Source organism: Runella aurantiaca (assembly GCF_003339505.1).
In the GTDB taxonomy this organism is placed as follows: domain Bacteria; phylum Bacteroidota; class Bacteroidia; order Cytophagales; family Spirosomataceae; genus Runella; species Runella aurantiaca.
Genome location: NZ_QPIW01000008.1, coordinates 1 through 13,487 on the forward strand (window position 1 = coordinate 1; position 13,487 = coordinate 13,487).

The following is a 13,487-nucleotide window of genomic DNA, read 5'->3' on the forward strand; positions in this document are numbered from 1 at the left end:
TGAGTGGTGGCGAATTTACAATTTTGAGAGACCCCACTCAGCTCTCAAGGGCAAGACACCTCAGCAAATATGGTTAAACCAAGAGGAACTCTATTTAAAAATGGCTGCGGCCTAGGGAATGAGGACAGCCAACTCTATTCTCCAAGTTAGGGCTAATTTGGAGAATAGTAGATTAAAATATATAAATGAACGGTGTTTCGCACAGCCCAATAACTACTAAATGGAATAGGTTTTTGGCACTCACCGTTTTACGAACACTCTCTCTATAGAAAGGTCGAAGTCACCCTTCAGAAGACTTTGACCAACGAGAGAAGGAATTACAGGTGGTATTGCAGGAAGTAAAGGAGAAGAGATGCTGGAATAGGGTAATTAAATCTATAATTTTTTCAATAAAAGAAGTGAGTTGTGGATTTTGTGGCAATTTATTGCCCAAAAGGAGCTAAAAGAGGGATTTTTGTTTACGGGACGGAAATAAATAAAACAACAAAAGCCGACCTCTTTCGAAGTCGGCTTGGTGGTTGGAAACCTTATCATTAAACTTTAATCTCAACATCAACGCCACTTGGCAATTCGAGTTTTATATGAATCAGGGGTTAACTTTTTGAAAGTTTTTAGTATTCAGAATAATCTTATCCGCATTTTTTTCTTCTTCTTGTATTCGAGCTTCTTGAAAAGCGGCTTCATCCTTGAGATATTCGGGGTATTTCTTGATGTATTCTCGTTTCAAGGCGATATACGCTTTCACTGTACTGAGATTTGGATAGTCTTTAAAATAGAACTGGTTTAAGATTTCAGACCTTTTCTCATTAAAAGCAAGTTGTTTCATTCCAGCCTCAAATTGTTCCAGACTTATTCTTAAGACCACCTTATCAGGTTTTTTAAAGTTTTTGGGATTCGCCTTAGGATCTTTAGGCTCCCAAGAAAAGTTTTTTTCTACTCCGTATTTTCGGGCAATCTTCATTAAAGTTTCATATTCAACTATTATTGAATCTCGTTGCGTTTGTGAAAATTTCTTATTTTTTGCCTGAGTCAATTCAGATTTTGTTTGTGTTTGTCCAACCGTTATTGCCAGCAGTAGTAGTAAGATAGCTATCAAAAGTTTTATAGTGGTATTCATGTTTCACTAAGTTTTTGGGATTCGATACGCTAAATTGGCTCTTTTTTTATTAGATTGAATAGCTTGTAACCAGAATTTAATTACAATTTATTCTTGAATTCAAGGTTTATAATAGCTTTTGTAGGAGCGAATAAAACGGATAAATAACCACCTTGAGCGGTACTTAAAGGAGTTTGTCAGGACGTAGAGTTACGCAATGATACGACGAGTGTCGAAGATAAAGAAGGAGTAGGGCAAAACCAACGAAAACTTATCAAACGGTTTTGGGGGTGGGAAGAGGCTCATTTTACCCCTAAAACAACAAAAGCCGACTTCTTTCGAAGCCGGCTTGGTGGTTGGAAACCTTATCATTAAACTTTAATCTCAACATCAACGCCACTTGGCAATTCGAGTTTCATCAAAGCATCTACGGTTTTGGCGCTTGAAGAGTGAATGTCAATCAGGCGCTTGTAGGTGCAAAGTTGGAACTGCTCACGTGATTTTTTGTTCACGTGGGGTGAGCGAAGTACCGTGTAGATTTGCTTTTCTGTAGGCAATGGAATCGGGCCGCTAACCACAGCACCCGTTGATTTCACCGCCTTTACAATGCGGTCCGCCGATTTGTCCACCAAGTTGTGGTCAAATGACTTCAGTTTGATACGAATTTTTTGATTCATTGTGATAAGGTGGCTCTGATTGTTTTGATAACATCCCGTCGAAAGAGCCATTAACTCCGACAGGAAATATTTTTAGGTTGGCAGTAAACAGAATATAATCTTAAGAACTGCTGACTGTAGACTGTTTACTGCTAACCGATTTACTATCCTTTTGATTTTGCAATCACGACTTCGGCCAAGTTGTTTGGCAGGAACTCGTAGTGGGAGAAGGTCAAGTTGGCAGTAGCACGACCCGACGACATGGTGCGTAGGTCGGTTACGTAACCAAACAACTCCGACAAAGGTACATCAGCTTTGATTACTTGTGAACCAGCGCGTGAGTCCATGCCTTTCATGATACCGCGACGACGGTTTAAGTCACCCGTGATTGGACCCGTGTATTCTTCAGGCGTCAATACTTCAACCGCCATGATGGGTTCCAACAATTTTGGACCGGCTAGACGAGCGGCTTCTTTAAAGCCCAATTTCGCGGCCAATTCAAACGAAAGTGAATCGGAGTCAACATCGTGGTAAGAACCGTGGAAAAGACGCACTTTCATGCTCTCCAACTGGTAGCCGGCCAAAGGACCGTTTACCATTGCTGCTTCAAAACCTTTTTGAACGGGTTGGATAAATTCGCGTGGAATAGCACCCCCAACGACTTCGTTTACAAATTGTAAACCTTTCTTCACTTCCTGACCTTCTTCGTGGTCATCGCGTGGCCCGATTTCGAAAACGATATCGGCAAATTTACCACGACCACCCGTTTGTTTCTTATAAACTTCACGGTGTTCAACACTCTTCGTGATGGCTTCTTTGTAAGCTACCTGCGGCGCACCTTGGTTTACTTCCACCTTGAACTCACGACGCATACGGTCGATGATGATTTCTAAGTGAAGCTCACCCATTCCTTTGATGATGGTCTGACCAGTCTCTTCGTTTGATTCAACCTGGAGGGTTGGATCTTCTTCGATGAGTTTACCGATGGCTTTCGAGAAGTTATCCTGATCTGCTGTTTTCTTAGGCTCAATGGCATACCCGATAACTGGCTCAGGGAAAACCATTGATTCCAGAATGATAGGATGTTTTTCATCAGAAAGGGTATCTCCCGTTTTGATGTCTTTAAAACCTACTACTGCACCAATGTCACCTGCTTCCAAACGTTCAATAGAGTTTTGCTTATTAGCGTGCATTTGGAAAATACGAGAAATACGTTCTTTGTTTTCTGAACGGTTGTTCAATACATAAGAACCTGCTTCTAATACACCTGAATAAGCACGAATAAAGCACAAACGACCTACGTAAGGGTCAGTAGCGATTTTGAACGCTAAAGCTGAGAAAGGCTCCGTTACACTTGGTTTACGAGAGATTTCAGCGCCAGTGTCAGGGTTTGTTCCTTTGATGCTTTCTTTGTCCAACGGTGAAGGCAACAACGCCATCACGTAGTCTAGCATGGTTTGAACACCTTTGTTTTTGAAAGATGAACCACAAAGCATAGGGACAACTTTCATGGCAATGACAGCTTCACGCAAAGCGGCTAATATTTCGTCTTCGGTGATTGATGTTGGATCCTCGAAGTATTTTTCCATCAAGGTATCATCAAATTCAGCCACGGCTTCGAGCAATTTCTCCCGCCATTCGGTTGCTTCTTCGAGCATGTCGTCTGGAATAGGCACTTCTTGGAAGGTCATTCCTTTATCGTGCTCGTTCCATACCATTCCGCGGAAGTTCACCAAGTCAACTACCCCTTTGAAGTTATCTTCAGAACCGATTGGCAATTGCAAAGGCACTGCGTAGCTACCCAGCATTTCCTTTACTTGCTTACAGACGTTCAAAAAGTCAGCTCCTGAACGGTCCATTTTATTAACGAAGCCCAAACGTGCTACGTTGTAGTTGTTGGCCAAACGCCAGTTGGTTTCAGATTGAGGTTCAACACCATCAACGGCACTGAACAAAAATACAAGACCATCCAATACGCGAAGTGAGCGGTTTACTTCTACTGTAAAGTCAACGTGGCCCGGCGTGTCAATAATGTTGATGTGGTATTTGTTATCTCTATACTGCCAATCTACTGTGGTAGCAGCTGAAGTAATTGTGATACCGCGCTCTTGCTCTTGCGCCATCCAGTCCATCGTTGCAGCACCGTCGTGTACCTCACCGATTTTGTGGCTTACCCCTGCGTAATATAGAATTCGCTCCGTTGTGGTGGTTTTCCCAGCATCAATGTGAGCAGCAATCCCAATGTTTCTTGTGAATTTTAAATCACGTGCCATGGTTTTTGTGATTGTTATTAAATCTGTTAAGTCTAAGTTCCTTGATTTGTGATGATATGCAGAACGCTTTTGGCCTCAATATTAGGCATATACGCACAAATTACGGTACCATTCTGAAAATCAGAGCGCAAAATTAGAAGTTTTACATCGGAAAAGCAAACTTAGATTTATACAAATTTGCAAATTGAAGGCACAGTTTTTGGTAGCTAAGCAAAAGTTTGGGATTTTTAGCCAAAAAGGTGCGGGGTTAGTTGCTCACAACCCAATAGCAGGTAGTCCAATAGTCTATTTCAAATACCCTAATAATGTATACTCAAACACTTGGTTGGGCCGTGGTTTCTTTTCTCGAAAGCGTATAACTTTCAGGAAGTGGAGTTCTTAAAAAATATACCATCACCCTTTTACGTAAGCTAGTTTTTCTGCTACCTTCCCATTTCGAACTTTGAAGATATCCACTCCTCTCAGATGCCAAGGCTTTCCTTCTTTCGTTTTGCGGTAGATCCATCTGACCACACAACGGTCACCGTGGGCAAATGTCTCCTCTGCTTCAAAAAAAGCATCTGGATTATTAGCAAAAAACTTTCCCCAATACGCCCTTACAGCCTCAGCCCCTACTAAACGGGTACCATCTGGTTGCGGATTTGTATTCTCAAAAATACAGTCTTCTGTCATCGCATTCATCACCGCATCAACATCATGACGATTAAACGCGGCATTGAACCTTTCCACTGCGGCAAGTGTGAGGTTTGTCGTACTATTTTCTGTTTCAGTTATCATCCCTTTTTGTGTTTCCTTTTTGCTAAAACTGGTTTTACATGAAGTAAAGAGGAAGGATGCCAAGATAAGAAGTGTCAAAATTTTATTCATTTTATGGATAGTTAAAATGTTAAAGAACTTAACAATCACCACTGATTCATGGCTAAATATCCTGAAAAGAGCACCTATACAAAACTAAAAATAATAATGATGGTTTCCAAATATGAAACCAAGATAACTATTTGATAATCAAGTAAATTTTGTTGTTTATTTAGTTTGATGAAATCAAATTTGAAACCTTTCAGTCGTGAGTAGTATACGTTAGGGATATTTTCAGCAGGATGTCAGAAAAAAGAAGCCTCTTTGGAGGTTTGGATTTGGAAGTTGTGGCCCGTAGAACTCAAGGAATAGACTTAGCACTGGAAAAGAAAATGAAGGTTTTAATCAAACAAGTTAGGGAAGGTTTGGTATTATTTTTGTTCGTCTATACCCGACAAGAATGATTGTTTACCCTATGATTTTATTGAATTAATGAAAGACTATTCTTTTTTGGGCCGTTTAGGAAGGGCTGTATGGATTTTGGCTTTGTTATTGTTAAATAGACACACTGCCTGCGGACAGGCCGAAAATCGCTGGGAGGTAGGAGGAGGCTTGGGAGCGGTTGGGTATTTAGGAGATTTAAATCAACAAGATCTCGTGTCGAAAGAGTTTAATCTCAGCTACCATGGATTTATTCGTAAATACATAAACACAAGTAATTTTGCCCTCCGTTATAATTTTCAAGTCGGTAAATTCAGCGGTCGAGACAGTAATTATCCTAATCGTGCATCCCGAAATCTGAGTATCGACACCCGATTTGTTGAAAATGCTTTTTTGATAGAATGGGATTACTTTGACATTAATCCTATTTATTATCGCCAATATTATGGCTATCAACCCGTCTATACGCCTTATTTTTTTGCTGGCCCGACGGTGGTTTATACCAATCCCCGTCCCGATTTTACACAGACCTACTCGCCTTATGCGACCATTTTGGAAGGAATTGAGCACGATAAAAATGCCCGATACGCACACTGGCATTTGGCATTTGCATTTGGAGGAGGGATGAAATTTGACCTGTCGCCGAGCGTCAATTTGGGGATAGAAGCCTCTTTTAGAATTGCCACGAGCGACTACGTCGATGGGATAAGCAAGGCAGGAAATCCAAATAGAAATGATGGCTATCAATTGGTTACCATCACAGGAACGTATCGGCTCGGAATTCAGCGGAAAAGCATACGACGAAAATGGCGTTGATGGGTCTTTAGTTATGCTATTTTGTTGTTATACTTGCTGGATAATTATCCTTTTGTGTACTTCCATTTTTATACCTACAAACTATGCCTTCTTTATTCACGCGTATTGTTAATGGTGAGATACCCTGCCATAAAATTGCCGAAACCGAAGACTTTTTGGCATTTCTTGATGTTTTTCCCTGCGCTCCGGGCCATACACTCGTGATTCCAAAACAAGAAATAGATTACATTTTTGATTTGGAAGATAGACTGTATGAAGGTTTAATGAAATTTTCGAAGCAAGTCGCTGCCGCTGTTGAGCAAGCCGTGCCTTGTAAGCGCATCGGTGTGGCCGTTATAGGATTAGAAGTACCTCATGCCCACGTCCACCTGATTCCGCTCAATAGCATGGCGGATATGAATTTCAATAATAAACTCAAAATGAGTCAGGATGAGTTGGCGGAGATTGCTGCGAAAATACGAGAGAAGTTGTAGGGTATTGATACTGGGAGTTTTTTGCAAAACCTCAAGGAGTTTTGATGGTTGGACAGGTTATTTGTATGAACGAACATACCGATCACTCTTACACCCCGTCTCACCGACCAGTATCTCTGCGGCTTATTTCCGCTTGAATGCTCTTTAGGTTTTTTGAATACCTGGAACCAATGATCAAAGCAAAAATTAGCAACCCAACAGTCAGGAAAAAACCTCCTTTGTGCGTAGCCGACCAAATAGCGATACCAACCAAAAAACCGATGAACAAAGCAGTTGGGATTTTTTGCGATTTTATTTTTTTTTCTTCTGACCCTAATTCTTCAAGTGTCATTTTAGAGTAGTCTTTATTGCTGAGCAATTTTCCCATTTTGTTGTTAATGTCAATGTTTCTACGTTCCAACTTGTCATTAGACGCAATATTACTATGTTGTTTTGGATTGATAATCATCTGGTTGCCATATGGCAGCATCGCAACAGAATGATTCAGATTTAAGTTTACAAGTATCCTTAAATCTTGCGTTTTCTGCAAGAAAAATCAGGTTATTTTACAAAGTACTCTATTTTCTGAGAGTGCTGTCAGATTCTCAAATCTGACAGGTGAGGTTTCTCAAAACCGAACAATACGAGGTTTTGAGAAACCTCACCTGTCGGTTATAAGTAACCGACAGCACAGGCAAGATTCTGATGTCGTAGAAAAAATTACGTTTTAAGTCCTCTTATTTACAATCTGCGTACACAAAAGTTCGGCTGTTGGTCGCTACTCCCGAACCATCTGAAAATCGGGTAAATGATTGTTCCGTCAACGGGAAGCCGTTTTCATTGTAGGTGTACGTATACGTAGTCTCACTGAAGGCTTTCCCTGCCACATAGTCAATGCGTTTGCCCGCATTGCCGCTTGCGCCTGTTGTAAAAAGCGGGAATTTGATGTAGTCGGCATAGTAGTTCAGTACGCTGAATGACCAGCCTTTAAAAGAATCGTAAACGGATTTTCGGTTATCGTAGTTGCTCAATTCAATACGATATATTTCTTGGCCAGTTTGAGTATCTGTTGTGATTGTTTCCGTAATATTTCCCTTGGAATCTCTTTTAATCATCGTTTGTTTTCCCATCGTATCCGTCACCTTGGTGATTCGTTGGTTGGCGTCTGTTTCAAAGGAAAGGGTATAATTAACATAAGCAGGTTCAATGGTCTTGTCTACCGTGAGGCGGGTTAATGCCCCGTTGGGAGCGTATGCCAAGGTTTCTTCGACCGCTCCGTCGATTACTTTCACCAAACGATTGTTTTCGTAGGTATATCGAGCCGTACTTACGGGCTTCAACTGCCCGTCGGCGTTGTTTTTGATAGATACATTCACCCCCTCCGGCGACCCCGAGGCGCCGTATAGGTATTCCAGTTTATAGGTATTGTTGACGCCAGTTTCACTACTGATATTGCAAACTGGGGTCGGTACGGGGATGGGAGCAGGCGCTTGATTCTTGCCGCAGGCGAAAACAGTAAATAGCGATAATAGGGTAAGTCTCTTCATTGAGCGGATAATTGGCGATGCTGCTAGGTAGTGCATTGGATGAATAACATAAGTAACAACGCTGCCGAGGCGGGTTTTCGTTTTCAGGAAAAAAAATATACACCAACGTTCAGTCGGTGTATATTGATGTAAAACGTAAAAGCGAAGGCTAAACTATTTAGAAACAGTTATATTTTTATAATGGAAAACTCTACGCGTCGGTTTTGTTTGCGACTTTCTTCGCTGGTATTCGGGGCTACGGGGCGGGTGGGGCCGTAGCCTTTGGTTTGGATGCGTGTTGCGTTGATATTTTTAGTGGTCAAGTACCGTTTTACCTCTTCCACCCGGTCTTTAGACAATTGGACGTTGGCTTCAAAATTACCCACGTTGTCGGTATGGCCTTCGAGCAGAATTTCCATGCTGCTGTTTTCGGTCATCATTTGCGCAATGCGGTCTAGTTCGGGCAAAGATGAGGGTAGAAGGTCAAACTTACTTTGGGCAAAACGTATGGTGTTGAGGGTTATTTTTTGGCCAATTTCGATGGGGGTCAAAACGATTTCGCGACGGATTTCGCGGTATTGTTTTTCTTTCGTCAAATCCACTATTGTACCTGCTGCTTGGTAGCCTTTCCGCTGCGCCGTGAGACCGTACTGTTTTTGGGTATCCAACACAATTTTAAAATCACCCACGGCGGGGTCATAGTCAATGCGCTGGGGCGGTTGTTTTTGGTCCAAATCTTCCACAATCACTTCGGCGGCCACGGTCTGTTTGGTCTTTTGGTCAATCACGCTGCCCTGAAGCATAACCGTGGGGATAGGCCGCACAGATTCGGGTAGTTTTATCCGAAAAATGTCAAATTCACCCAGCGAGTTTTCGGAAGAACAGAAATATGCATACGCTCCCGAGGCAGGAATGGTAAAATGAGCTTCGTAATCAGAAGTGTTGAAAGCAGGCCCCAAATTTTCAGGCTCCGACCATTGGGTCCAACTATCGTCTAGCCGACGGCTTACGTAAATATCCATCTCTCCGTAACCACTGCGGCCGTTGGAGGTAAAGTATAAACTCTTATTATCGGTAGCCAAAAAGGGCGTAAATTCGTCATCGGCGGTATTAATACTGGCACCCATATTGGTAGGGGCTGACCACGTCCCGTTGGTTTGCAGAAAAGAAACATAGAGGTCGGCACCGCCTTTGGTATTGGCATCTTGCAAAGACAAGACCATCACTTTTCCGTTGGGACTGATATAAAAACCCGAAAAGGGATGTTCATTTACATAGCTTTGAAGGCGCACTTCCTGCGGGAAAGTCCAGCCGTTTCGATTTTTACGGCTGACTGATACCCCCTTGGACAGCGTACCGTCGGGGCGGTAAATATTCATCAGTAAAGCTGTGCGGTCGTCGGGAGAAATATAACAAATGGAATTTTCCCGAATGTTGTTGACGGGAGTGCCCATGTTACGGGCCTTTTGCCATACACCGTCTTTTTCTTCCGCAAACCATACATCATAATCTTCGCTGTTTTTTAGATTTTCGGGATGGTCAAAGCGGGTAAAATAAATGGTTTTGCCGTCAGGAGAAATAACGGGAGCAACCTCGTTTGCTTTAGAGTTGACATTGGCTCCGAGGTTTTCTTTTTTCAGTTCTTTTGGAACATTTTTTGCCAAATTAATGGATGCTTCAATGGGGGTTTCAGAGGCTGAAATGGCAACGGCATCAATTTCATTCCAATCTTTAACGCGCTTCGTATCGAGCACTATTTTCAGCGAAGCCACCTTGTATTCGGTGAGTTTGGGGAGCCAAACCCGCAACATCCCCGCGTTGCGTTGGGTAGTTTCAGGTTTGCTGGTGTAGATATTGTATTCTTTGTTTTGGGAATCGTAGGCAAAAATAGTGGTGATGCATCCTGCTCCGAAATTCTCTGCAATGGCAATTTGCCGAATGGAAAGCGGTGTTTCAAAACCTACTTTTATCCATTCCATGCCATTGTCGGGTTGTTCGGGCCGCCAGGCAGTAGCACCCGTTTCGCCTTGGGGCAGTTTATTGGGTTTTCCCAACACCTGAACGGCGCGGTATTGTTGGCCGTTGCCAGCCGTATATTCAGAGGAAACGCCGACTATTTTCGAGGCCCATTGTTCGTTTTGGGCAGATGCCCAAAAGGCCGTAATTATTAAGAGAAAACACTGAATCAGAATACGCATAGCAACACTTTTTTTTCAGTCTTGCATTATTCGTGCCAATCGCCCCCTTATTCAGTTTAATTTTCACAAAGCGAATAAGGGTAAAAAGGCTGATTGGTAGGTTTTTTAGGATTATAAAAGTTCAGCAGAAGGATCCCAGTAGACGTTTTTGAAATTCTTGATTTTGTCATTTTCTACCCCGATTCCTTCTCGTTCCAAAAGCTCCTGCATGGCCGTTGGTGACCCAAAAAAATGCTTCCCCGAGAGAATGCCATTTCGATTTACGACTCGGTGTGCGGGGACGTCGGGCATTCCGTGGCAGGCGTTCATGGCCCAGCCTACCATTCGAGCACTCAATTTAGAACCCAAAAACTTTGCAATACTGCCATACGACGTCACGCGTCCCACGGGTATCTGTCGAACTACGTCGTAGACATCATCAAAGAAGTTTTTAGATTCCAACGGTTTAATTATCCGATTTTGAAGATGTAAGGTTACTGGTTCTCAATTTTATTGACCAATTCTTCGTACCATGCACTGCCGTACTTGGTGATGAGTGGGTCTTTCAGAAACTTATAAATCGGCACGCCTAACTCGCGTCCGTTGTGGCAGGCGGGGTTGCAAATATGCCAGCGGTCGTAGTTGAGCGCGTCAAAATGGTCATATTTAGTAACCCGAATGGGATAAAGATAACAGGAAATGGGTTTCCGAAAGTTAATTTTTCCGTCCAGAAAAGCCTGTTCAATACCGCATTTTAGAATTCCTTTTTTGTCGTATATCGCGTAGGCGCATTCTTTGCCATTGACCGTGGTCGTAACATAGTCGCCATCTAAATCTTGTTCGTAAAGACCGTTTTTTTCAATGGCTTCAATGCCTTTTTTGTTTAAATAGGGCTTTACGTGAGGATAAACTTCTTCAAGTAGCGCCAATTCATCCTGCTCAAGGGGAGCGCCCAAGTCACCTTCCACACAGCAAGCACCTTTGCATTTGGACAATTCACAAACGAAAAAATGGTCAGCTATATCGTCGCTGATAACGGTATTATCAATTACTATCATTGTTTTTTAATCTTGAGTTGTTGCCCGAGTTTCACTCCTGTATCTGGCAACCCGTTCCATTCTTTGATTTGATCTACTTTGACTCCGTATTTTTGAGAAATGCTAAACATTGTTTCGCCTTGGGCTACGGTATGATTCGTAAACTCTTCAGCTTTAGGTTGTTGAGTGAGCGTGTCGCCTACGGGGCGAATGGTTAGTTTTTGGCCGCGCAGCAGCTTTGCATCCTGCGGGAGATTATTCCAGTATAAAATATCGTTGACGGTCACGTCATACATCTTTGAGATACTGTAAAAAGTTTGGCCCGGTTCTACTACGTGTTTAATGACTTTTCCGCTTGCTGCTGGTGCTGAAGGTGGCGTCGACGTTTTTGGTTTAGGCGTTTCGGTTTTGGTCGTTACAATAGGCGCTTCTTTCACCGTTTCTTTAGGTGTAGTAGGAGGAGTTGTATTCTTAACTACTGGTTGCTGTTTTGCGGTTGTCTGCGGTGCGGGTTGGGTAGCGGCGGTTTTGTTGGCTGGTTTGTTGGTCGAAGTTTGTCTCACCGGTTCATCGTCGTTGATAATCACCACCCTGTCGTCATCATTTGGGTTAAAAGAAGGTGCTCTTTTATTGGGCTTGGTGGGTTGTGCCGTTGTTGAGGTGCCTTGCTTAGGCAGACTGGCGGCATCCGTTACTTCGACCCCACCCAATGTTGATTCGTTGGCCGTAGACTTGGTAGGGGGTGGGGTATCGGCCATCTTGGGCGTGTAAACTTTACGCTCAGATGGATTTTGCGGTATTTTGTTGGAAGCAGTCGGAGTTGCACTTTCTCGGGTATTCTCCTGCGCGGCAGGACGAGGCTGTGATTTTCCACTGCCCGGAACCCACTCATCCTGCGGCATATCTACGACTTCAACTGGGGTGTTGCGGGGCCGTTTTTTTGTTAGCCAAAGCACTCGGCCTGTTTGTGGGCGTTGATTACGATTGTCGATGCGGTTGTTTTTGACAATGTATTTTAATCGAATTCCGTACACTTGCGAAACTTTCCAAAGCGACTCGCCTTCCCGAACGGTGTGGAAAGGAACAACGGCACGTTTGCCTTTTTTGGCTAAGTAATAAACGTCTCCTGGAACAATGGGGTCACGCTCCGACATTTCGTTGTACCGTAAAAAACTGCTGAAACTAATTTTTGCCTTTCTGGCCAACGATTCCACATTGTCATTGCCTCCCGCCATAATGCCCGGCAAGCCATTTATTTCATACAACAATAAGTCATTGCTGTAGCCTTCGGCGCGGACTAAGACTGGGAAACCAATGTCTTTTTGGGCGAAATTATCGCGCTGGTTAGGCTTTTGAACCGCCGAGAGGCGAGTACGGGTGGCAGAAAGCTGCTCGCTGTTTGCAGGAACAATCAGTGTATAATCTCGGTCAGTCGGAATTTCGTTGGCATTGAGCCAGCGGTTTTCGTTGCGCAAAGTGGCTTCGTCGATGCTTAGCTCCGAGGCAATATCCCGTAAGGTTCGGCCTTTGGCCTGCGTATATTCGAGCAATACCGTTTGAATAGGAGATTGATAACGGTCAATGGCGGATTCAACCGCGATTTTATGCGCAAAAAAACGCAAAATATAACGGTCTGATTTACCGTCTAATGTAACTTCCTTGGCATACGACCATTCGCTGGGAATGTTTTTGCTGATTCCTCCTGCGCCCAAATAATAAGAGTACAATGAAGCAACCCAGTTGTTGAACTGTGTATTGCTTTTTTTGAGGTAGCGCGCCGCTGCCCGGGTAGAAGCGGTAATGTTTTTGCGCTCATCAATCATGTCGTCAACGCGTAGACCGTAATCAACGGCGGTTTCTTTTTTGAATTGCCAAAATCCAACGGCATTGGAGGCGGAAACGGCATCGGGTTGAAGGCCACTTTCCTGCAAGGCCAAAAATTTAAAATCGGTGGGAATATTTTCGTCAATCAAAATCCCTTCAATGAGGGGAAAATACATCACGCAACGGTCGAGCTTGGACTCCCAATACTTGCGGTTGCCGAGGAGCGCTTTCACGTCTGATTGGATGATGGCTCGGGCATCATCGTCAATCTTAACGTTCATTCCAGCAAAGCCTACGCTGGATGGAACCGTAGGAACGGCAGGTGCCTGCGCCAAGATGGCGGAGATGGCAAAGAAAGAAATGAAGGTGATGAGGGTTAAGGTACGTTTCATTG

12 protein-coding genes are annotated in these 13,487 nt (G+C 43.4%); 2 read left to right on the plus strand and 10 right to left on the minus strand.

Annotation, left to right across the window (positions count from 1 at the left end; all coding sequences use genetic code 11):
- Positions 1-586: 586 nt before the first annotated feature.
- The 4 genes from DVG78_RS11550 to DVG78_RS11565 form a co-directional block, all read right to left on the minus strand.
- A complete protein-coding gene (locus tag DVG78_RS11550) occupies positions 587-1,117 on the minus strand; it encodes a hypothetical protein (protein WP_114461243.1) in 531 nt (176 codons plus the stop codon).
- Between the two features lie 350 nt (positions 1,118-1,467).
- Positions 1,468-1,773, minus strand: a complete 306-nt coding sequence (gene rpsJ, locus DVG78_RS11555; protein WP_028522456.1) for a 30S ribosomal protein S10 — start codon at positions 1,771-1,773, stop codon at positions 1,468-1,470.
- Between the two features lie 143 nt (positions 1,774-1,916).
- Positions 1,917-4,025, minus strand: a complete 2,109-nt coding sequence (fusA, locus tag DVG78_RS11560; RefSeq protein ID WP_114461244.1) for an elongation factor G — start codon at positions 4,023-4,025, stop codon at positions 1,917-1,919.
- Positions 4,026-4,418: 393 nt separating this feature from the next.
- Entirely contained in the window at positions 4,419-4,892 is a 474-nt protein-coding gene (locus DVG78_RS11565; protein ID WP_199563237.1) for a nuclear transport factor 2 family protein, read from the minus strand.
- 420 nt (positions 4,893-5,312) lie between these two features.
- Here DVG78_RS11565 and DVG78_RS11570 point away from each other — a divergent pair, with 420 nt between their 5' ends.
- Both DVG78_RS11570 and DVG78_RS11575 read left to right on the plus strand, forming a co-directional pair.
- Positions 5,313-6,077: a DUF6089 family protein gene (locus tag DVG78_RS11570; RefSeq protein ID WP_114461245.1), complete on the plus strand. Its 765-nt coding sequence runs from the start codon at positions 5,313-5,315 to the stop codon at positions 6,075-6,077.
- 83 nt (positions 6,078-6,160) lie between these two features.
- A complete protein-coding gene (locus tag DVG78_RS11575) occupies positions 6,161-6,550 on the plus strand; it encodes an HIT family protein (protein ID WP_114461246.1) in 390 nt (129 codons plus the stop codon).
- 100 nt (positions 6,551-6,650) lie between these two features.
- On the opposite strand, the gene DVG78_RS30330 is transcribed toward DVG78_RS11575, so the two are convergent.
- From DVG78_RS30330 to DVG78_RS11605, 6 genes are all read right to left on the minus strand, one after another.
- Positions 6,651-7,079 carry a hypothetical protein gene (locus DVG78_RS30330; protein ID WP_229598203.1) on the minus strand — a complete coding sequence of 143 codons (429 nt, stop codon included), beginning with the start codon at positions 7,077-7,079 and terminating at the stop codon, positions 6,651-6,653.
- A gap of 187 nt (positions 7,080-7,266) precedes the next feature.
- Positions 7,267-8,076, minus strand: a complete 810-nt coding sequence (locus DVG78_RS11585; protein ID WP_114461247.1) for a hypothetical protein — start codon at positions 8,074-8,076, stop codon at positions 7,267-7,269.
- A 167-nt stretch (positions 8,077-8,243) separates the two neighbouring features.
- Entirely contained in the window at positions 8,244-10,253 is a 2,010-nt protein-coding gene (locus tag DVG78_RS11590; RefSeq protein ID WP_114461248.1) for an OmpA family protein, read from the minus strand.
- Between the two features lie 111 nt (positions 10,254-10,364).
- The gene (locus tag DVG78_RS11595) at positions 10,365-10,694 is read right to left on the minus strand and encodes an MGMT family protein (protein ID WP_114461249.1); all 330 of its coding nucleotides are present in this window, start codon (positions 10,692-10,694) and stop codon (positions 10,365-10,367) included.
- Between the two features lie 32 nt (positions 10,695-10,726).
- Positions 10,727-11,290 carry a DUF3109 family protein gene (locus DVG78_RS11600; RefSeq protein WP_114461250.1) on the minus strand — a complete coding sequence of 188 codons (564 nt, stop codon included), beginning with the start codon at positions 11,288-11,290 and terminating at the stop codon, positions 10,727-10,729.
- Positions 11,287-13,485, minus strand: coding sequence for a LysM peptidoglycan-binding domain-containing protein (locus DVG78_RS11605; protein WP_114461251.1), 2,199 nt, complete (start codon positions 13,483-13,485; stop codon positions 11,287-11,289). Before DVG78_RS11605 ends, DVG78_RS11600 begins: the two co-directional genes overlap by 4 nt.
- Positions 13,486-13,487: the final 2 nt, after the last annotated feature.

Coding starts and splice junctions, on each gene's coding strand:
- DVG78_RS11590 (WP_114461248.1), bottom strand. CDS start 10,253: ATGCGTATTCTGATTCAGTGTTTTCTCTTAATAATTACGGCCTTTTGG.
- DVG78_RS11585 (WP_114461247.1), bottom strand. CDS start 8,076: ATGAAGAGACTTACCCTATTATCGCTATTTACTGTTTTCGCCTGCGGC.
- fusA (WP_114461244.1), bottom strand. CDS start 4,025: ATGGCACGTGATTTAAAATTCACAAGAAACATTGGGATTGCTGCTCAC.
- rpsJ (WP_028522456.1), bottom strand. CDS start 1,773: ATGAATCAAAAAATTCGTATCAAACTGAAGTCATTTGACCACAACTTG.
- DVG78_RS11575 (WP_114461246.1), top strand. CDS start 6,161: ATGCCTTCTTTATTCACGCGTATTGTTAATGGTGAGATACCCTGCCAT.
- DVG78_RS11565 (WP_199563237.1), bottom strand. CDS start 4,892: ATGAATAAAATTTTGACACTTCTTATCTTGGCATCCTTCCTCTTTACT.
- DVG78_RS11600 (WP_114461250.1), bottom strand. CDS start 11,290: ATGATAGTAATTGATAATACCGTTATCAGCGACGATATAGCTGACCAT.
- DVG78_RS11570 (WP_114461245.1), top strand. CDS start 5,313: ATGAAAGACTATTCTTTTTTGGGCCGTTTAGGAAGGGCTGTATGGATT.
- DVG78_RS11550 (WP_114461243.1), bottom strand. CDS start 1,117: ATGAATACCACTATAAAACTTTTGATAGCTATCTTACTACTACTGCTG.
- DVG78_RS11605 (WP_114461251.1), bottom strand. CDS start 13,485: ATGAAACGTACCTTAACCCTCATCACCTTCATTTCTTTCTTTGCCATC.